This window comes from Stieleria varia (assembly GCF_038443385.1).
GTDB classification, from domain to species: domain Bacteria; phylum Planctomycetota; class Planctomycetia; order Pirellulales; family Pirellulaceae; genus Stieleria; species Stieleria varia.
The window spans coordinates 8,266,511-8,286,098 of sequence record NZ_CP151726.1 but is presented as its reverse complement, the minus strand read 5'-3'; the positions used below and the strand labels follow the sequence as shown (position 1 = coordinate 8,286,098).

General features: G+C 54.3%; 14 protein-coding genes. 7 read left to right on the top strand and 7 right to left on the bottom strand.

Translation table 11 applies throughout. The features are described from left to right. The first annotated feature begins 169 nt into the window (after positions 1–169). The 3 genes from Pla52nx_RS27950 (at position 170) to Pla52nx_RS27940 (ending at position 6,968) form a co-directional block, all read left to right on the top strand. A complete protein-coding gene (locus Pla52nx_RS27950) occupies positions 170–3,589 on the top strand; it encodes a glycoside hydrolase family 78 protein (RefSeq protein WP_146521945.1) in 3,420 nt (1,139 codons plus the stop codon). Positions 3,590–4,151: 562 nt separating this feature from the next. After that, a complete protein-coding gene (locus Pla52nx_RS27945) occupies positions 4,152–5,642 on the top strand; it encodes an aldehyde dehydrogenase family protein (RefSeq protein ID WP_146521946.1) in 1,491 nt (496 codons plus the stop codon). A gap of 36 nt (positions 5,643–5,678) precedes the next feature. Continuing rightward, on the top strand, positions 5,679–6,968 hold the full coding sequence (locus tag Pla52nx_RS27940; protein WP_146521947.1) for a class II aldolase/adducin family protein: 1,290 nt from the start codon (positions 5,679–5,681) through the stop codon (positions 6,966–6,968). A 16-nt stretch (positions 6,969–6,984) separates the two neighbouring features. Here Pla52nx_RS27940 and Pla52nx_RS27935 read toward each other — a convergent pair whose 3' ends face one another. Next, positions 6,985–7,959: an SHD1 domain-containing protein gene (locus Pla52nx_RS27935; protein ID WP_146521948.1), complete on the bottom strand. Its 975-nt coding sequence runs from the start codon at positions 7,957–7,959 to the stop codon at positions 6,985–6,987. Between the two features lie 205 nt (positions 7,960–8,164). On the opposite strand from Pla52nx_RS27935, the gene Pla52nx_RS27930 reads away from it, so the two are divergent. Then, positions 8,165–8,584: a response regulator gene (locus Pla52nx_RS27930; protein WP_146521949.1), complete on the top strand. Its 420-nt coding sequence runs from the start codon at positions 8,165–8,167 to the stop codon at positions 8,582–8,584. Positions 8,585–8,609: 25 nt separating this feature from the next. Here the strand turns inward: Pla52nx_RS27930 and Pla52nx_RS27925 are convergent, their stop codons facing one another. Together Pla52nx_RS27925 and Pla52nx_RS27920 are read right to left on the bottom strand one after the other, a co-directional pair. Next, complete coding sequence (locus Pla52nx_RS27925; RefSeq protein WP_197454873.1) at positions 8,610–9,410, bottom strand: response regulator; 801 nt, start codon at positions 9,408–9,410, stop codon at positions 8,610–8,612. A 94-nt stretch (positions 9,411–9,504) separates the two neighbouring features. Further along, on the bottom strand, positions 9,505–10,410 hold the full coding sequence (locus tag Pla52nx_RS27920; protein ID WP_197454874.1) for a response regulator: 906 nt from the start codon (positions 10,408–10,410) through the stop codon (positions 9,505–9,507). A gap of 400 nt (positions 10,411–10,810) precedes the next feature. Between Pla52nx_RS27920 and Pla52nx_RS27915 the strand changes: the two genes are divergently transcribed. After that, positions 10,811–11,731, top strand: coding sequence for a PP2C family protein-serine/threonine phosphatase (locus tag Pla52nx_RS27915; protein WP_197454875.1), 921 nt, complete (start codon positions 10,811–10,813; stop codon positions 11,729–11,731). Between the two features lie 29 nt (positions 11,732–11,760). Here the strand turns inward: Pla52nx_RS27915 and Pla52nx_RS27910 are convergent, their stop codons facing one another. From Pla52nx_RS27910 to Pla52nx_RS27895, 4 genes are read right to left on the bottom strand one after another with little or no spacing between them, the layout of a single operon-like run. Next, positions 11,761–12,870, bottom strand: a complete 1,110-nt coding sequence (locus Pla52nx_RS27910) for a sensor histidine kinase (RefSeq protein ID WP_146521952.1) — start codon at positions 12,868–12,870, stop codon at positions 11,761–11,763. A gap of 4 nt (positions 12,871–12,874) precedes the next feature. Continuing rightward, positions 12,875–13,312 (bottom strand): response regulator, encoded by a 438-nt coding sequence (locus tag Pla52nx_RS27905; protein ID WP_342190274.1) that lies wholly within the window; start codon positions 13,310–13,312, stop codon positions 12,875–12,877. A gap of 35 nt (positions 13,313–13,347) precedes the next feature. Continuing rightward, a complete protein-coding gene (locus Pla52nx_RS27900; RefSeq protein ID WP_146521953.1) occupies positions 13,348–15,270 on the bottom strand; it encodes an ATP-binding protein in 1,923 nt (640 codons plus the stop codon). A 42-nt stretch (positions 15,271–15,312) separates the two neighbouring features. Then, a complete protein-coding gene (locus tag Pla52nx_RS27895) occupies positions 15,313–16,800 on the bottom strand; it encodes a sigma-54-dependent transcriptional regulator (RefSeq protein ID WP_146521954.1) in 1,488 nt (495 codons plus the stop codon). A 433-nt stretch (positions 16,801–17,233) separates the two neighbouring features. Here Pla52nx_RS27895 and Pla52nx_RS27890 point away from each other — a divergent pair, with 433 nt between their 5' ends. Together Pla52nx_RS27890 and Pla52nx_RS27885 are read left to right on the top strand one after the other, a co-directional pair. Then, the gene (locus tag Pla52nx_RS27890; RefSeq protein WP_197454877.1) at positions 17,234–17,848 is read left to right on the top strand and encodes a BON domain-containing protein; all 615 of its coding nucleotides are present in this window, start codon (positions 17,234–17,236) and stop codon (positions 17,846–17,848) included. Positions 17,849–18,046: 198 nt separating this feature from the next. Further along, a complete protein-coding gene (locus Pla52nx_RS27885) occupies positions 18,047–19,534 on the top strand; it encodes a vitamin K epoxide reductase family protein (RefSeq protein ID WP_231742265.1) in 1,488 nt (495 codons plus the stop codon). The last annotated feature ends 54 nt before the right edge of the window (positions 19,535–19,588 follow it).

Sequence of the window (19,588 nt, the reverse complement as noted above, 5' to 3'; positions counted from 1 at the left end):
TTGAGCCTGCATGCCAGCACGACGCGCAAGCGAGTGATTCGCGGCGTTTTATTCACTCGCTTGCGGTTCGTGCTGGTATTGGCATCGTTCCCAATCAAGGTCAAGCCACGGTTCACCCTCGCGTTCCAGTAAATCGCCATTCGTTTTCCTTCTCCTTCAGACGCTCAACATGCACTCTGTCTTCACCTCCATTTGTCTCACTTTGCTTTTGGGTTTGGTTTCGATCGCCGGGGCGGCGCGTGCCGACTCCACGCGGCCGACGCGTCTGCGTTGCGAGTACTTGCAAGACCCCATCGGCATTGACTCGATCAAGCCACGGCTCAGCTATCGAATAGAGTCTGACGGACGCGGCGTTCGCCAAACCGCCTATCGAGTCCTTGTGGCGTCGACTCAGGAAAGGCTTGATGCCGAGGTGGCGGACATCTGGGACTCGGGAAAAGTCGAGTCGGATCAAACATTGTTTATCGAGTATGCCGGTCTGCCGTTGCAATCTCGTCAACAGTGTTTCTGGAAGGTGCAAGTCTGGTGCAATGATTTACCTGCTCCGGTTTGGAGTGAATCGGCCTCGTGGTCGATGGGGCTGTTGGCTGAATCGGATTGGTCTGCTCAGTACATCAGTTACTCAGATACGGTTTCCGTTCATACGGACGTGAATGAGTTGCATTTGCCTTCGGCGAGGCAGTATCGCAAGGAGTTTGCGACGCAGAATGGTGAGTCAAAACAGATCGCCCGAGCGACGATTTATTCGACAGCGTTGGGAATCTATGAACTACATCTCAATGGGCAACGTGTCGGTGATGCTTACTTTGCACCGGGGTGGACGGACTACGATCAACGTGCGTACTACAACACCTACGATGTTACCGGCTTGGTCCGCGGCGGCGAGAATGCCTTGGGGGCCTGGGTGGCAGATGGTTGGTACAGCGGATACGTCGGTTTCGGATTGTTGACGGGGATGGGAACGGAGAAAACGGGCCGCGCCACCTACGGCAAGACACCGGCGTGGATGGCTCAACTGGAGATCGAATACACGGACGGATCGCGTCAAACGATCGGAACCGATCCGTCATGGCGGGTCACCGGCGACGGTCCGATCCAGGAAGCCGACTTGTTGATGGGCGAGGCATACGACGCACGCGCCGAAATGCCCGGATGGTCGGCACCCGGTTTTGATGATTCGAAATGGTCCTCGGCGATCGCGGCTGAGTCTACCGGCAAGATTGCGGCCACTTTTTATCAAGGACGAAACCCAGAACGTGCCGGGGGCGGTCCACGCATTCTCGGTGAGCCGATCGATCTCGGATTCAAACGCCCCAAACTGGAGTCCTTTCCTGGAGTACCGGTCCGTATCACACAAGAGTTGCCCGCGCGAAAGATGACGGCTCGCGAACCTGGAACCTATGTGTTTGATCTCGGGCAAAACTTTGCCGGCGTCATTCGCTTGAAGCTCAAGGGACCCGCCGGGACACACGTGCAAATCCGCTACGGCGAAATGTTGCATCCCGATGGTCGATTGATGACGGAGAACCTCCGCAAGGCTCGGGCGACGGATTTTTATACGCTCAAGGGTGACCCGGAGGGCGAAGTCTATCAGCCGCGGTTTACGTTCCACGGATTCCAATTCGTGGAGTTGCAGAATTTCCCCGGTGAACCCACTTTGGAAACTGTCACCGGACTGGTGATGCACAGTGACACGCCGATGACCAGCGAGTTCGCATGCAGTGATCCGATGGTCAATCAGCTTTTTCAAAACGTCCTTTGGACACAGCGATCAAATTTCTTGGACCTGCCCACCGACTGTCCGCAACGAGACGAGCGGATGGGGTGGACGGGCGACGCCCAAGCCTACGTGGCGACGGCGGCCTACAACGCGGACATCGGTGCGTTTTATACGAAGTGGCTGCGTGAGTTGATGGAATCGCAACGACCCAGTGGCGCGTTTCCGGGCTACGCGCCGTTTCCTTTTCAGCACGGTTGGGATTTTGGAACCGCGTGGGCTGACGCCGGCGTGATTTGTCCTTGGACGTTGTGGCAAGCCTACGGGGACACGCGAGTGATCGAAACGTGTTGGCAGCCGATGACGGATTTCATGAAGTGGCGTGCCGCGACAAGCGTCAACGACTTGGGCGTCGCGCACGGAAACGCGTGGGGCGACTGGTTGGCTCAAGGTGCTGAGACGCCGTTGGACTATGTCGACTCGGTTTACTTTGCCATTTCGGCCAAGATGATGTCGGAGATGGCCGCGGCGATCGGACGAGAGGACGAAGCCGCGGCGTACCGCGATCAGTTTCAGCGAACCAAGAAAGCGTTTCAAGCAAAGTACTTGCAAGCTGATGGCAGCATCAACGTGAACACGCAAACCGCACAGGCGTTGGCGCTGTTTGCCGATTTGATACCGGAGGATCAACGCGAAGCCACCGGCCGTCGGTTGGCCGAGATGTTATCGGAGAACGGCAATCACATGGCCACGGGGTTTCTCGGCACGCGACCTTTGCTGCCGGTGCTTTCCAGTGCCGGACAGCATGACTTGGCCACCTTCCTGCTGCAGTCGCGAGAGTTTCCATCCTGGGGTTACGAGATCCAGAATGGAGCCACCACGATTTGGGAACGCTGGGACAGCTACACCAAAGAAGACGCGTTTGGTCGTCACAACGCGGCGATGAACTCGTTCTCTCACTACGCGTTCGGTGCCGTTTGTGAATGGATGTTTGAAACGCTGGCAGGGATCTCGTCTGATGGACCGGGGTACAAACACATTACGATTCATCCCCATCCGCCGACGCTAGGCAGCAATGCCATGCACGATTCGATTGATTGGGTGCGTGCGTCCTACGATTCGATTCGTGGGCCGATTCGTAGTGAATGGAAACTCGCCGCAGGAACGTTTGAACTGAATGTCACGATCCCCGCGAACACCAACGCAACGGTCTACCTGCCCGCGACACAGGCGTCGGAGATTACCGAAGGCGGAATGCCGATCGAGGGCAATTCGAATGTTCGATTGATCCAGATCCAGGACTCACTGGCTGCGTTGGCCGTGGGATCCGGCAGTTACACGTTTCGTTCCACCGGAGCACCCAAGGCGGCAGCGGTTGCATTGAAAACCTCCAAGCCGAAGGACAACTCGATCAATCCGCTGAAGATCGATTTGACGGGGGCCAAAGAACTCGCCCGTTGGGATTTCACCAAGACGACGGACTTGGACAAATGGTTTGATCGCAAGAACGTGGAGATCGAACAGCGTGATGGGCTGTCTTATTTGGTTGCCACCGGCGACGACTCACAGATGGCGGTCAGATTGCCAACGCCCGCGACGGGACGCTTGGTGATCGAGTTGAGAGCTTTGCCAGCCAACGGTGCGACCAGTCAGTTTTTCTGGGCGGGTCCGAACAACGGATTCAACGCCACCCAGCAGACCAAGCGAATGTTGATGGCGACGGAGCAAGTCAACGCGTATTTGTTTTTGATCACAGAAAAGGGTCCCGTGACGAAAATCCGCTTCGATCCGTTTGCGACCTACGACAAATACGCCAAGGCGGGCGAGATGATGATCGAATCGATCGCGGTGTTTGAGCTGCCCGATCGCTAGCCGGGATTATTCATGCGGATGATTGATTTTAGCGCAAACAGATTGTTGACAATGAGTGGTGACATCGTTTTCATAACCCGACGCGTCAGCGAGGGATTTACCGAGTATCCCTCGCTTACGCGTCGGGTTATGAATAATCCGGGCTAGGCACCGGCGAAACGGAATGCGGGCGACAATGATGGGGGGGCGGGGAAAGGAAAACACCCAGACGTGATGTTTGTCATGACGGAAGACCAAGACCTGGCGGAAATGAATCCACAGAACCACGGTGGCCGCGCTGCTACGATAGAATTGTATGGCCTGCAGTCCGATCCCGATGAGATGAGGAACACGATCGGGCAGGCAGATTACCTACCGAGACAAGAACAACTCGTTTCAGCTTTGCGACAATGCATCGTGGGACGTGCGAAAAATAAGTGTCCTGTCTGTTTGCCAAAATCACGCGGAGCGATGATTGCTCCGTGGATTTCGCGACACTTATTTTCCGCACGTCCCTTGATACATAGAAATCCGCTGTGAAGCTGCCCTCCCCTGCCCTTTCCAACTGATTGAGGACCATGCCATGAGCACCGTTACTGAAACCCGAATGCTGCCGGAAGTCGAAGCGTTTCTCAAACGAGGTGTCTTTCCGGCGTTTGTTGGTGGCAAAGATATCGAGTCTGCCAGCGGCGCAACCATCGCGACGATCGATCCGGGCTCGGGCGAAAAGCTTGCGGAGATCCATGACCTGGACGCTGCCGCGATCGACGAGGCAGTCGATGTCGCCGCCGCCGCATTCCCGGCATGGGCGGGTCTGTCGGTCGCCGATCGATCGGCGATCCTATTGCGTTTGGCCGATGCCGTGTCAGAACACAAGCCGATCATCGCACAAATCGAAGCTCTTGATGCGGGCAAGATCGAAGCCCAGGCTCAAGGCGATGTCCAGAATTTCATCGATACTCTGAGATATTTCGTCAAACTTGCCGGTGACGTGCAAGTACGCAACAAGCTGGACGTCGACGGCTATGACGCGTGGACGCACAAGCAACCTTGGGGAGCGTGTGCGTTCATCTTTCCGTGGAACTTTCCCTTTCTGCTGATCGGTTGGGGGATATCTCCGGCACTGGCAGCGGGAAACACCGTGGTGATCAAACCGGCAGAAGACACATCGCTTTCGGCCCTGTATCTCGCTCAGCTTGCCAAAGAAGTCGGGGTGCCTGATGGCGTCATCAACGTCGTGACTGGCGCCGGTGCGACGGCCGGAGCCGCATTGACCAACAACACCAAGATCAAACGCATGTCGTTCACCGGTTCACCGGAAGTCGGCCGATTGGTGGGAGAAGCCTGCGGGCGAAACCTGGTACCGGTCAAGTTGGAGCTGGGCGGCAAGGGAGCAGCCGTGGTGTTTGACGATGTGGACGTTGCCGACACGGCGCAAAAACTTGTCGGCGCGATCACTTTTCACACAGGCCAGGTTTGCTGTGATGCAACGCGTTGGTTGATCCATCGAGACATCTACGATGAGTTTGTCGACGAATGCAAAAAGCATTTATCCAACGTCCGCATCGGACACCCCCTGGATCCCAACAGCCAGATGGGGCCGGTCGTGAACGCCAAACAATGTGCCCGCGTTTTGGGTTACCAAGAAAAGGGGATCGCCGAGGGAGCCGAGTGTCTCGTCGGCGGTGGCGCGGCCACGGTCGAGGGCTACGAGGGCAACTATGTTCAGCCTGCGTTGCTGGCCGGAACGCTCGACAACGTGGCCGCACGCGAGGAAATCTTTGGCCCCGTCGCTTACTTGGCTACGTTTGAAACGGAGGAGCAAGCCATCGAGATGGTCAACGACACTGACTACGGTCTGGCCAACAGTGTATGGACAAAGGATTCCCGGCGTGCCGCTCGCGTCGCTGAGTCGATGGTCGCGGGCAACAGTTGGATCAACGCCCACAACGTCTTTGCTCACGGCGTGCCCTACGGCGGGGTGAACAAGAGCGGCATGGGTGGCGGCGTACTGTCGATCGAAACTCTGATGGATTATTATCGCAGCACGTCGATCGTCCGACCGTTGGGCTGAGCATACTCTCTTGTGAACAGGTTCCGAAAGAATCACATGAACTCTACTCGCAGTCTGATTCACCCGCGTGATGAAATCATGCAAACGATGGATCGCATCTATCGTTACCGCATGACCACCACGTCGGGAGGGAACCTGTCCATTCGAGATGAGAACGGTGACGTATGGATTTCGCCCGCGCGGGTCGACAAAGGAAACTTGACTCGTGCCGACGTCGTTCGGGTACTCAGCGATGGATCGATCGACGGGCTACATCGGCCGTCCTCGGAGTTCCCCTTTCACCGTGCGATTTATGAGGCTCGCCCGGACATTCGCGCGATCGTTCATGCCCATCCGGTTGCCCTGGTCGCGTTCAGTATTTGCCGAGAGACACCCAACACAAAGCTGTTTCATCAAGCCCACAGTGTCTGCGGCAACCTGGGGTTTGCGCCATACGCATGTCCAGGCAGCGAGCAACTGGGGGCGAACATTGCGGCAACCTTTGCCCAAGGTGCCGACAGCGTGATTCTAGAAAACCACGGTGTCGTTGTTGGCGGCGACAGCTTGGCTCATGCTTTTCAGCGTTTCGAGGCGTTCGAGTTTGCGGGAAAAACCTTGGTCAAAGCAGGCCAGCTTGGCGACGTTCGCTACCTGACGGATAGCCAATTGAATCAGGCCGCTCAACGCAGCGTGGACTTTGAGTCATTTGATCCCCCGGTTGCCACCGCGACCGAACGGGAATTGCGGCGGCAGCTCTGCTTGTTCATTCGACGAGGCTGTCGCCAACGTTTGTTGATCAGTACCGAAGGCAGCTTTTCCGCGCGTGTCGATCGCGAGAGTTTCTTGATCACTCCCACTCGATGCGATCGTGAGTTATTGGACGTCGAGGACTTGGTTCTCGTCGATGGAGAAAAACGCGAGGCGGGAAAACTGGCAAGTCGCGCTGCAAACGCCCACCAAGCGATCTACCAACGCCACCCCAATGTCCACGCGATCGTTTTTGCACATCCGGTGAATGCTACCGCTTTCAGCGTGACGGATTCCAATTTTGATGTCCGCACGATCCCCGAAAGCTACGTTTTTCTGCGTGACGTCAAGCGAGTTCCCTACGGCGTTCAGTATCGATCCGACGGCAAGATAGCGGACTATCTGTCCGTCGAATCTCCCGCTGCGATGCTGGAAAACGATGGAGTGATCGTCACCGGCAGCAATGTTTTGGACGTTTTCGATCGATTGGAAGTGCTGGAATCGACCGCTGAGGCCGTGATCAACGCCAAGGCGATCGGCAACGTCGTGGCGATGGACGATAATGTGATCGAAGAGCTTCGGTCCGCGTTCAATCTCTAAGTTTCGCACTCGATCTTCAACGACTCAGTTTGCGAACCGCTCCCACACGCCAACGGGGATATCGCTGATGGGCCATTTGCTGCGCGGCCAAACTGTCGCGTGCAGAGACCACAACGGACCGTGGATAACCGTAGGCATTATTGGGAAACAGTGCGACCTCCCAAACATCCACGATGCCCGTTCCGACTTGTAGCAGTCCCAGTTCCATCATTTTGAATTGGCGATCGCGAATGGATTCTCTTTGTCGGAGACGCTGATAGCTATCCAGAGCAAGACGTTCACGGGTCTCCGCTTCGTACCGGTCCTCTTCAGCAACTTCCTCCGCTCGGGCGGCTTTCCAGCGTGTGAAACCAGGCATGATGGCTTTTGCCTCTTCCGAGGCCAGCAACGGTAATGGAATCGTGATCGCGCCGCCTTCGGCGAGCTTCAGTTGCACACCTTCGATGTCGTACTCGAATGGACCTCCACCGCCATCGGCGAGGTGCTTCTCCAGTTCATTCAAGTTCTCAAGTGGCTTGCCGTCGATAGCGGAAACGACATGCGGCACGACTTTCTCGTACGCCATTGGCAACGCGTCGAGTTTGTATTCATTGACATAGAGATCGCCTCTTTCGCGTTTTACGATGAGCTTCTGGTCACCGAATCCCACCAGTTCCCCTTGAATGATGGAGCCATCGAGAAGTTTCCATCTCGAGATGCCTTCGCCGGCGAGCTCGGAGGATTCGGCAGCTTTCGTTCGTCGCGCCAACAGTTCCGTCAGGAACTCTCGGTCCGCCGTGGAAAGCTCGTCGCGGCGCAGCACTACCAATTCGCCATCTTCCTTGGCAAGCACGACTAGTTTGTCGTCTGACGTTACAAAGTCGGCGTCGACTGAATACAAGCCACTCGCATCCTCCCAGTGACGAATCTCCGCGGATGCGCCGACGGGCAGAAGGAAAACAAATGCAAGTGTTGCAATGGATACGATGCAGTTGCTGATTCGACAAAACATGTTGATCTCCGATCCCTATCGACTACCCGGAACGTCAGACCAGCGTCTGCCAAAGCATCCGGTTTGTTAGAGGAAGGGAAGCAACTTGTATGCCAGAACGCCCAATCTGCAGCAAGCTGTCTGTAGCCCTTGGTGCCAGCGGTCAACTGCAAGACACCAATGGCACGGAGTTTGCGGCAGTAGAAAATGCTACGGAGAAGATGAAATGATCCTGCAGGAAAACTTGACCAAACCGAACTACCGCCCCAATGTCTTGGCGATTGACGATACTCGTGTCTTTCGCTGGTTGCTTTCCAATCTACTTGAGCGTTTGGGATGCAGGTGCATCACCGCACAAGATGGTTACGCAGGTTGGCAACTGGCACGCACTTGCCATCCTGACTTGATCATCACAGACCTCGAAATGCCAGTTTGGAGTGGATTCGAGCTCATTCGTTCCGTACGCCAAGTCGGCGATCGCCGGATCGGCGATATTCCGATCATTGTTTGCAGCACCCGATCCGATCGAATCTACGCCGATCACGCGATCGAACTTGGGGCCGATGCGTACGTGACTAAACCTATCAGGCCCAGCGAGCTACGCATCGCGATCGCCAACTGTGCACGGAAGTTGATTTCCCGCTAAACGCGGATGGTTGTTTGCAGGTTGCTTACGGGACGTCGAGTTCGTCGAGACGGCGACGTACTCTGTCCATGGCCATGGGCAGTTTGCTGACCAGTGAATTCGTTTCGGCTTCATGATGCAGTTTCGCAGACTGCTCAATCTGTCCTGTCAGTTGCTCCAATTGCTCCGCAGCCAAATTCGCAGCGATACCTCTCAAACGATGTGCTGCATGAGCTGTTCGATCCCACTGCTCTTGCTCCGTTTGTGCATCGATCTCTGCGGCAATGGAGGCTGCGTCAGATTTGAATTGGCTCACAAACAGGGTGTAGAGTGTTTCGTCATCCTGCAAACGTTTCATTGCCGCAGGTTTGTTGAGCACAAGATGACTGGAGTGCGCTGCGGGGTTTGTTGCTATGTTCTCGATATCATCGTTCTCGATGTCGTCCGACAGATTTTCCAGCGATTCATCCGCTGGCGTCGGAGCGATGATGCGAAAGAGGTAATCCAGGTCAACCGGTTTGGGAACGCAGTCAGTGAATCCAGCTTTCGCGCAATCTCGTCGATCCGATTCTGACCCGCGAGCGCTCATTGCGATCAGAGTGAGCTGCTGACCATTGGATTGTGCATGGTTCCGAATTTCATTGGCAGCTTGGTAACCATCCATCACCGGCATCTGTAGATCGAGTAGGACGGCATCAAAGTGTCCGTCGGCAAATATCGTGACCGCCTCTTGCCCGTTAGCCGCCGTGGTCACTTCGCATCCGCGTCTGACCAACAGTCGTTGCATCGCCCTCAGATTTGCTGGCACATCGTCCGCGAGCAAGATTCGAATTTTGGGTCTGGACATGGTCACTCGCTCATCGGAAAGCTGAACGTTGAAGCCGCTGATTCTTGCAGGGACATCTGGCATGAATGAGCAAGCAATCCTAGCGATGTCAACATTAGAAGTCCACCGTCGCAGTTGACAAGGTGACTTCGTTGGCGACATCGTTGAAGCGAACACGACCGACCAGTGAGTGCATTAAAGCCAAGCCGTGCGACCGACCATCGTGAAAATGATCACTCGAATTTGCCTCCACGATCGCGTTGACATCAAAGCCGTCTCCGGAATCTTGGATGCTGATCTCTGCTGCCTCCCGACAAAAGCTTGCTTTCACGATGACCTTGCGATCGCGGAACTTCAGCATTCTGCCGCGGCGATCAACCGTGCGATGGAGGGTGATCTTACCTTGATCGCGAACCGTGATGAAATTCGACTGGCCTATCTCGAGGTTCCCATGGACAATCGCATTGAGGATCGCTTCCTCCACCGCGGTACAGGTTCGAATTCTCGACGATGGGTTTGCTATTTCCATACTGGTCATGGTTCTGTGTATCGCATTGACGACTGGTTCAATCATGGAGAGATCATTGCTGAGCTCGTAGCAAGAATATCCCTCAGACAAACATTTTCCCGCAAAGTTTCGGCATCGATCAATAATGCCGCGATTGACAAGTCGCTTGACGATGCCGACCAATCGCTCGTTGAGTTGCGTCTTGGGAACAAAGCTAGCCGCGCCTTTCGTGAGAGCTTCCTTGGCAATGTGACCGGTGTCGTACGCAGTCATCAATAGAATTGGGATGCTGGGATACGCATCGTTGGCCGCCAGAGTGAGTTCCATTCCATCCATTCCGGGCATGATCAGATCGGTGACGATGACATCGATACGAGAATCTCTTAGCACATTCATCGCGTCGTTCCCATCACGAGCAAATTCAACGTCAAACCGAGAGTTCGATCTGATCAGTCGCGCAACGATTTCACGTTCAACGGCCAAGTCATCGACAATCAGTATGGTGGGATTCATGGGAACAGCTCTCCGATAATGGTTGTGACGCACCCATCCGAATGGAATGTTCCGTTCGATATCGTGGAGATCACGTCTGCCCTTGATCAAGAGGCAGACGGCATGCCAAATCGTTCCTCGTTCTAGATCACTTGTGGTAAGTCCTTGTCTGTCAAAGGCTTGCGTCGATGAGTGTGTTCTCCCAATGCTCGTTCGTCTCCGATTCTTCAGCGGTCTGATCTTGGCCATGTTGATACCATCGGCTCCAAGTCTCACATCTTTCGCAGTCAGGAAAGCGAATCTTGGAAACAGAAAAGTCAATGAAAACAACCCCGTTTGTGGTCTTTCGGGCTTTGGCATGATGTGTGCTTCTCAGAAATGCCAAACAGTGTTCGATCAAAATGCATTAGGAAACGGAGTCATGGCAACTCAATACAACACGTTCGCGATTACTGACCGAGGTGCGGCAAGAAAGAAAAACGAGGATCAGTTTTTGGTTGCAAGTCGTTTTCGCAGCAGTCCACGTAGTTACACGGCAACCGATTCGTCGGTCGTCAATGTGCGTGGCGGTGATCAACTATTGCTTGCCGTCGCAGACGGTGTTGGCGGGCACCGGGGTGGAGAGGTTGCCTCACGAATCGCTGTGGAAACGCTTCGTAACGAGTTCGATAAGAGTTCCAGAACAGCGTCGATTAAGTTGACTCCTGAAGATGATTTGAGACGAGCGGTCATTCAATGCAATCGCAACATTAGCGATCGGAGTTTCGAGGACCCCGATTTGTACGGCATGGCAACCACATTGACCGTAGCACTGATTGAGAATGGCAAAGTTTTTATCGCACACGTCGGCGATAGCAGGTGTTATCTGCACAGTGGTTCGAGTCTTAAGCAACTGACCAATGATCACACGATGGCCGAGCTGATCAAGAATAGCCGACGAGTGTCCTTGTCGACATCGCACCTGCTCTATAACTGCATTGGTGGGTACCATCCCGGCGAGATGATGATCGATTTCACTGAGTGTGAACTGAGTGAGGGGGATACGCTTGTTCTGACCACGGATGGTTTATTGAGACACGTTGACGAAACGGAAATCGTTGAGGCATTACGGTCGGACACGTTCACCGTTTCGGTGCTTAACGACCTGGTCGGCAAGGCAAATGAACGCGGAGGGCGAGACAACATTGCCGTGGTGATCGTTCGAAATGAGCCTGAGGTTGTCGAAGCATCGCTCAAGATTCAATCTGTTACTCCGGTGCCGGCGAAAGCAACGAATGAGTCGATTTGGGCTCGACTGCTGGCAAGTTTCGGAGCATCGAATTCGATCAATACGGTTGGGTGATCGCAGTTTGTTTCGTCTCGTCCGTTCAGTCATTTCGGTCGCGGTAGTGTGAAGCAAAAGCGACTGCCAGATCCCTCAGCGGATTCTACCCAAATTCGTCCGCCGTGGCCTTCGACCACACGTTGGCAAAAGGATAGGCCGATTCCTGTCCCTGGAATTCCCGTCGACTCGTGCGCCCTGACAAAGGGAGCAAACACCTGTTGGGTTGATTGAGGGCTCATGCCCAGTCCGTTATCGGAAACGGAGAATTCCCAGCTCGATTCCTGTTCTCGAACGGCAACGTTGATCTGCGGATTTCGATGAGGATCTCGGTATTTCAATGCGTTGGAGAGCAGATTTCTTAGCAGTTGTCTTAGTCGAATCGGGTTGCCGTTGACGGTCGGCAGCGTTGCACAGTCGACTGTCGCTGACGCATCGATCACTTCGTGTTTTAGTGTGCTGATTGCTTCTTGGAAAGCGACGTTCATGTCAACACTACAAAGCTCGGATGGCGTGTTTTCCACTTGGGAATATTCCAGCAGATCGGTGACCAACTCGGTCATTCCCACAATGGCTTCCTTGGCGTCCGCAATCGCTTCGACACTATCAGGGCCCAAAGCATCATGGTGGTCTTCGTCGATCAAGGTCAGACAGCACGACACGATGTTCAGCGGCGACCGGACTTCGTGAGCGACGGTGTGAGCGAACGTTTTCAGTTCTTCGTTTCTCTTTTCCAATTGGTTCGCGTACTGAGCAAGTTGAACCTTGTTCTTTCTGCGTTCGATGGCGTAGCGAATCGACCGCACGAGGACTTGGCTATCGATATCCGATTTGACAAGGAAGTCATCGGCACCTTGCAAAACCAGTTTGCTGGCAAAATCCAGGTCGTTTAGAGAAGTCAATACGATAATGGCAGCGTTGGGAGTTGTATCGATGAAGCGTCCGAGCGTTTCCGTGATGTCGCTGTCCGGCAAGCTCAGGTCCAGTAGCACGGCATCATATTTGTCGGTGTGAATCGCATCGATGGCGTCACGAAGCGTGCCCACACGTTGGACATCAATGGTGGACAGTTGAGCTTTTTGGAGATGTCGACGTACCAAGTGAGCGTGAGTTTCGTTGTCCTCTACGAGCAGGACACGCAGATGTTTACCCAGTGGCATGCGCTCATTCTCCTTCCGGTGGCTCGTTCCAGACACCCCAGTACAGGCAAAGATCTCTTACCAATTCGCGAAAGCGGTCAAAATCAAGCGGTTTGACGACGTAGCTGTTTGCGTGATGCTCGTACGCCTTGACACGATCGGATTCGGCATCCGAGGTCGTCATCACGACAACAGGGATGGTTTTCAAGTGTTCGTCTTGTTTGATGATCGCCAGGACTTCATGCCCACTGAGTTTTGGCAGATTGAGATCCAGCAGCACCACATCTGGGTGAGGCGTGTCTGCGAAATCGCCCTCACTTCGCAAAAACGCCAAGGCTTCTGCCCCGTCGGACACTCGAAAAACGCGATTCTGTACGCGTGCTTTTTGCAGACTTCGCATCACCAAGTGGGCATGATTGTCGTCGTCTTCCACCAGCAGGAACGTGAGTAAATGGGGGGACAATATTCTCTCCTTGGGTTCAGGCACTTGTTTTTCGCTCACACTTTTACGGGGATCTCGATCCAGAACGTAGCACCTTCGGTCGGTTTGGATTCGACCCAAGCTCGACCGCCGTGCATCCGGGCAATCTTTCGCACTGATGCAAGTCCCAGTCCGGTTCCTTCTTTTTTGTTGTCCAGTCGCTGGAACAAACCAAAAATCTTTTCTTGATAGCCTGGTTCGATTCCGGGTCCGTTGTCCCGAACGAAGTACCTGACAGCGTGCTTGGATTGCAGCCCACCGACTTCGATCTTAGGGTCCTGCACGTCGGCTGCATATTTGATGGCGTTGGTGATCAGGTTATCAAACGCTCGGCGAAGATCGCTTTCGTCAGCACGGATCGCGGGTAAATTCGCTGCGACGGAGATCGAGACGCCTGCGACCTCAAGACGCTCAGTCAAGTCCTGCACCAACTGAGTCATCAGGGCATGGACGTTCACCTCGACGAGCTCAAGAGGTTTTCGTCCGATACGACTCAGTTCCAGCAAGTCATCAATGATTCTGCTCAACTGATCGGTCGCTGCTTCCAGTCGATTTGCCGAGTCGATGACATCATCGTAGGCTTCGTCCTCAAGGTCTTCCTTGAGTAATCCGAGTAAGCCTTTGCACGAGACCAATGGCGATTTCAAGTCGTGCGACACGGTATAAACGAACTGTTCCATCTCCTGTGATTTGTCAACCAGTGCACTGTTGAGCGAGGCCATTTCGGCGTTCTGCGCGTAAACGGTTTTTCGCATTCCGTCAAATGCTTTGGCAACCTGTCCGACTTCGTCATTACCGACGACCGGAATAGGACGCGACAAGTCACGTGCATCGTGAACTGCCTGTGCGTACGCCGCTAACTTGCCAAGATCGTTGGCGATTCGTCCACCGATCACAAACGAAATCAACACGCCCACAGCAATTCCTATCGCACTGAGCACGATCAATCCGTTGCGAGCTGTTCGGTATGCTTTTCCGCTCTCCGTTTGCAACTCCGTCATTTCCATCTCGCTGCTGTCGATGATTGCATTCAATAGTTCTTCCGATTCGTCGGCCAACGGTTCACCGACTCCGTATGCGAGCTGAAAAACGAGGAAGTCACCACTGTCGCCCATGTAGTTGCGAATCGATTCTGTCAGGGCAATGTATTTGTCCAACGCCATTTGGGCGGCTGTGATCTGCTCGTCAAATCGAGCGTCGCTGATCTCTGCCAACCGCTGTAGTCCCTCGCTGATCGATAGTCGCAAAGGACGAACGTGTTCGCTGAAGTCGTCGACCGCCTCGGCGGTCGACGCAAGGATCAGGTTTTTCTCAAATCGCTGGAGTTTCAAGGCGGAAAGGCTAAGTTCGAAGACCATACGCTGAACTTCGGGATCGTCCGACTGAGAACCGATGAGAACAAGTTGGCCCTCCAAGGCGTCGATTTGATTTCTCGCGTCTCCGACAGACAGCATGCGAGCAGTCACATCGGAGTTGAGTCGGGTCATTTGCCGCAGTTCAGCATGATTGAACTGCCATTGGTCCCACTTGGATCGAAATTGATCGAGTTGTTCCCGGGTCTCGTCAGATACCAATGCACGAAGTGCTGTTTCGTTTTTTTGCAATTCGTCCAATGTCCGATCGATCGTGTTCATGTGCCGCTCCATCTCCTCTTGGCTTTTCGCAAGGATCATGTTTTTCTCAGCACGCGTCGCGGCGACCAACTCTTGTTTGGTCAAGGAAGCCAGCTTGGATTTCGCCGCCGCGACATCAACGATTCGGTTCATGCGATCATTGAGCGCTTGCATCCTGGACAATCCACTGATTGCGATCAGAGCGGCCACCAGCCCAATCGCTGCCGTCGTGGCTAGCAATTTCCATCGAATCGGAATCGCGAAACGTGTTTTCTGATCACTCTGATCGCTCTGGTCCGTCCTCATCGCAATGAGCTTCCTTGGCATTGCGGCTGAACAGAAAGAACGTTGTTTGTAGTGATCGGGGGGCTACTCGACATGATGTTCAATTGACAATCCCAATTCACGGACCTTTTTTCTCAAACTGCCTCGGCTGATTCCGAGGTCTGCGGCTGCTTTGGATTGATTACCGGCTGATTCCTCTAGCACACGGGCGATCAGATATCGCTCCATGAACTCAAGTGCGTCGGCGTACAGAGACGTGGATTTGGCATTGCGACATTGGTCGACAAAGGCAACCAGATCGACGGCGTCGTTGATCTCTGTGTTTGGGCGAGAAGCGGATTCTTGAAGCGGTGACTGGGCGTCACGAGAGTCCTGGGTTGTCGTGTTAACTTGACCGCAGATCTCGCTGGGGAGGCAATCAGGCACCAAGACGGGGCCAGTCGATTTGAGAATCGCTTTGCGAATGACGGACTGCATCTCACGAATGTTTCCAGGCCAATCGTAGCTCTTGAGCAATTCGAGTGTCTCGGCGGCAATTCCTTGAATGTCTTTTGCCGCCTCGTTGGCATATTTTGTCAGCAGGAAGTCGAGTAGTTTGACGATGTCGTCGCCGCGATCTCGCAGTGGAGGTAGGTCGATGCGATAGCCATTGAGGCGATGATAGAGATCCAGTCGAAAGTCGCCGTCCTGGATCATTTGTTCAAAATCTCGATTGGTCGCCGAGATGATTCGAACATCCGTTTGAATGGTGTCGCGACCGCCGACGCGTTCAAAGCGTTGTTCTTGCAGCAAACGCAAGACTTTGCCTTGAACAGAAGGCGACATGTCACCAACCTCGTCCAGGAAGATCGTTCCACCGTCGCACTGTTCGAATTTTCCGATGCGTCGACGATCGGCACCGGTGAACGCTCCCTTTTCATGTCCGAACAGTTCGCTCTCCAACAAAGTCTCCGAGAGCGCCGCGCAATTGACAGCCAGGAACGGCTTCTCCGATCGAAGACTATGTTGATAGACGGCGCGAGCAACCAATTCCTTGCCCGTTCCACTCTCGCCGCAGATCAGAACCGTCACCTCTTGTTTTGCGACTCGACCGATGTCCTTGTAAACTTCCAGCATGGCCGCGCTGCGTCCGATCATGGAGTCCTGGTCACTCATGACGTTGGAGGAGGTATCCTCGTCGTTGCTCAGTCGCACGGGGATCTGCATCATCCGACGTGCCGAAATCGCGCGCGATGCGACTTCTTGAATCTGGCCGATATCCAACGGCTTGAGTAATAACTCATAGGCGCCCACCGTCATTGCTTCGATCGCCGTGTTACTATCGTCCGACGCGGTGATGAAGATGATCGGAAGCTTGGGATCCAACGCGTGGATTGTTTCCGTCAGCTCGATTCCTGATAGGTCAGGCAGCCGAATGTCCAAGAACAGTGTGTCAGGTTCTTGCGTCCTGATGGCTGCCAGTCCTGACTCAGCTGAATCCGCAAATGAGACTTCGACCGGTAAGTCCCTCAGTGCTGCGGCAATCAATTCTTGCACCATGGGATCGTCATCGATTACCACGACTTTCGACATTTGCGTTCTCGGGAGAGTTCCGGGTGTGAATTCCAGGCCGGTGTATGGCGGGATTCATCGATCTGGATTGCCTTTCGGATCGTTCCGACCGCAGTTCATCGCCTTCACTGACTCATTCTACCCTCGGTCCCGCGTTAAGCGTAGCGTAGCGAATTGCGTCTGATGACCGAGAGGCCGAGGTGTGGCTTTTTCGTCGATTGCTGCAACGACTGGTATCAAGTGATGGTAGCGATCGTGTCGTGATGGTCACGTCGGTGTCATCACCGGGGCAGTGATGAGAGTGAAATTGATGAATTAGCTCGCCCAAGCTGATTGGCACGCTATGAGCTTCGGATTGCATGCTATGAGCTTCAGGCCATGAGCCTACGATTGCTGACGCCCCGATAGCATTCACGTCTCGGAGCGATCTATCTCGAATCTTGAGGTAATGAACATGTCTCGTCTAAGCCCCACCGTTGTCTTTTGCCTGACGATCTGCCTGTCTGCAACGCTGAGAGCCGAGACGGACCAGCAAGCACGAGTATTCGATCATCGTATCAAAGCGGAAGTGAATCAGGAGATACGCGACATATTCCCGTTGGTTCATTCCGAGATTGATGCTCGGGTAGTCGCTGGCAAAGTCACGTTGGCTGGGGCAGTAACGAGCTATCGCGAGCGATCTCGGATCGAACGTCGCGTAGCCGAGATTGAGGGTGTTCGCTACGTGAACAATCGAATTCAAGTGGAACGTGTTCCGATCGAAATACGACACCATCAACTCAACGGGAGTCGACGGGGGCGTGCGTCGTCTTTCAATACAACCTCGAAACCACCGGGGACTGAGATGGTACGTGGGTTGCTTGCGTCCAAAGTGGACGATTTGATCGTCATTCGCGGTTTTCGTGGCGGTCGAGTTTCAGCGACGATCAGTGACGATGCCATGGTCACGCTCGACGGAGAAGTTGTTTCGCATGAAATGCTGAGTGCGGGGCTGTTGGTGTTTGCCGAAATGGAGCCTGAGAACGGCGAAATGGTGGCTCGCTCGTTGGAGGCGTATTCGCCGAAATAGTACGTCACGGGCCCGTGGCAAAACCTTGGTTGGTTTATTGTCTTTCACTTTGGTTGAAAACACATCATTTTGTGCTCTCGATTCGTCGTATAGGGGGCAGAAACCGGCAGGGTAATGCTGCTTCGTCAATTGGAACGAAAACTGCTCATCGCTAGTCTCAGCACCTCGAAAATTCACCTTTGTCTTTGGAATCCAGTCATGTCCTTGATCGAACTTCGTGGGCAGTCTCGTCCGCTGATGCTGCAGTCGCACTCCCATTCACACGTCAAATCTCACGTCAAGCCGCTGCCATGGGCTCACGATGCCGGGCAGATCACGGCGATTGCCTGGTGGACGATGGCGGCCTGTAGCGTGACTGCCATCATCGTCAGCAGCTACTTAGCTTGGTCCTCACTGACGTCGTCTCCCATCGCCGGTTGCAGCGGAGGAGATACCTTTGATTGCAGTCACGTCTTACACAGTCGATGGTCGACTGTGTTTGCAATTCCTGTGAGTGTTTTTGCGGTGGGACTACACGTGACGACATTAGGATTACTGCTTGCCAAACCATCGGATCAGCGTCGACAAAACCTTCGCTGGCTAGCGCTGGGTTTCGTGAGCCTGTCCGCAGGGGCGGCGGCGTTCTGGTTTACCGGTCTGCAGGTGTTCGCGTTGGGGCACCTGTGTCCGTACTGTCTCGTCGCTCATGCCGCCGGCCTGATCCTAGCTGTCACCTTTCTTTGGCAGCGCCCGGTCGCGTCTGGTCAGTTGAAATGGGTCGGCGGTGCGGCGGTTGCTGGGTTGTCAGTATTGATGGGCATGCAGTTCTTGACCCCGCCAACGGAGTCCTATGAGGTGATCGATCATGCCGAAGTTCCTGCCGCCCTTGATAAGCCCGGTGATAAGCCCAGTGATAATTCTAGTGCAACGGAAGACTCCGATGCCCTTTTCTTTGCAGCGCCAGATGCGACGACGGCACAGTCGTCAACGAGTCAGGACTCAACGGGGCGATACTCAATGCAGCAGCACAATGATCGCATGGAGACAGAACAACATTGGTCACCGTTCATCGTGGCCATGGCAAATCCTGTGATGCTGCTCAGTGGACAGGTCTCGGCGACCTCGAAAGCGGCATCCAAGATGGTGACGGTGTTGGGGGGCGTCAAGTTGTCAACCAGTGACTGGCCGTTGATTGGAAAGCCAGACGCGGAAATGGTATTCGTCGAGATGTTTGACTACACGTGCCCGCACTGCCAGCGAACGCACCAGTCGCTCAAAGCGGCGATGAAGTCGTACGGAGATCGACTGGCGGTCGTCATGTTGCCGGTGCCGTTGGATAGCAAGTGCAACTCGACAGTTCGGTCCACCAATGCCAGCCACAGCGAAGCGTGTGACTTGGCAAAGCTGGCGGTCGCGGTCTGGCGAGTCGACCGAAATCAGTTTGCAGAGTTCCACGACTATCTATTCGAAACAAGGCCTAGTTATGCTCAGGCGATGCAACATGCCAAGAGCGTGGTCGATGCCGGAAAGCTCCAGCAGACCATGCAGGGGCAGTTGCCTACCGACTACATCAAGAAACACGTCACTCTCTATCAGCGTGCAGGCGCAGGAACGATCCCGAAACTACTCTTTCCAAAAACCTCGACGGTTGGCGCCGTCGAATCACCTCAGGCGATGATCAACTTGATCGATCAGCACCTGAAGTGACACAAACCGGCGACGGTTTCTTGATTTCATGGACGCAAGCACCTTGCAAGATCA

What these genes read in the sequence shown, in the direction of transcription:
- Pla52nx_RS27950 (WP_146521945.1), top strand. Translation starts at nt 170, where the DNA reads ATGCACTCTGTCTTCACCTCCATTTGTCTCACTTTGCTTTTGGGTTTG.
- Pla52nx_RS27910 (WP_146521952.1), bottom strand. Translation starts at nt 12,870, where the DNA reads ATGCCACTGGGTAAACATCTGCGTGTCCTGCTCGTAGAGGACAACGAA.
- Pla52nx_RS27895 (WP_146521954.1), bottom strand. Translation starts at nt 16,800, where the DNA reads ATGTCGAAAGTCGTGGTAATCGATGACGATCCCATGGTGCAAGAATTG.
- Pla52nx_RS27900 (WP_146521953.1), bottom strand. Translation starts at nt 15,270, where the DNA reads ATGCCAAGGAAGCTCATTGCGATGAGGACGGACCAGAGCGATCAGAGT.
- Pla52nx_RS27945 (WP_146521946.1), top strand. Translation starts at nt 4,152, where the DNA reads ATGAGCACCGTTACTGAAACCCGAATGCTGCCGGAAGTCGAAGCGTTT.
- Pla52nx_RS27890 (WP_197454877.1), top strand. Translation starts at nt 17,234, where the DNA reads ATGTCTCGTCTAAGCCCCACCGTTGTCTTTTGCCTGACGATCTGCCTG.
- Pla52nx_RS27930 (WP_146521949.1), top strand. Translation starts at nt 8,165, where the DNA reads ATGATCCTGCAGGAAAACTTGACCAAACCGAACTACCGCCCCAATGTC.
- Pla52nx_RS27885 (WP_231742265.1), top strand. Translation starts at nt 18,047, where the DNA reads ATGTCCTTGATCGAACTTCGTGGGCAGTCTCGTCCGCTGATGCTGCAG.
- Pla52nx_RS27935 (WP_146521948.1), bottom strand. Translation starts at nt 7,959, where the DNA reads ATGTTTTGTCGAATCAGCAACTGCATCGTATCCATTGCAACACTTGCA.
- Pla52nx_RS27920 (WP_197454874.1), bottom strand. Translation starts at nt 10,410, where the DNA reads ATGAATCCCACCATACTGATTGTCGATGACTTGGCCGTTGAACGTGAA.
- Pla52nx_RS27925 (WP_197454873.1), bottom strand. Translation starts at nt 9,410, where the DNA reads ATGTCCAGACCCAAAATTCGAATCTTGCTCGCGGACGATGTGCCAGCA.
- Pla52nx_RS27915 (WP_197454875.1), top strand. Translation starts at nt 10,811, where the DNA reads ATGGCAACTCAATACAACACGTTCGCGATTACTGACCGAGGTGCGGCA.
- Pla52nx_RS27940 (WP_146521947.1), top strand. Translation starts at nt 5,679, where the DNA reads ATGAACTCTACTCGCAGTCTGATTCACCCGCGTGATGAAATCATGCAA.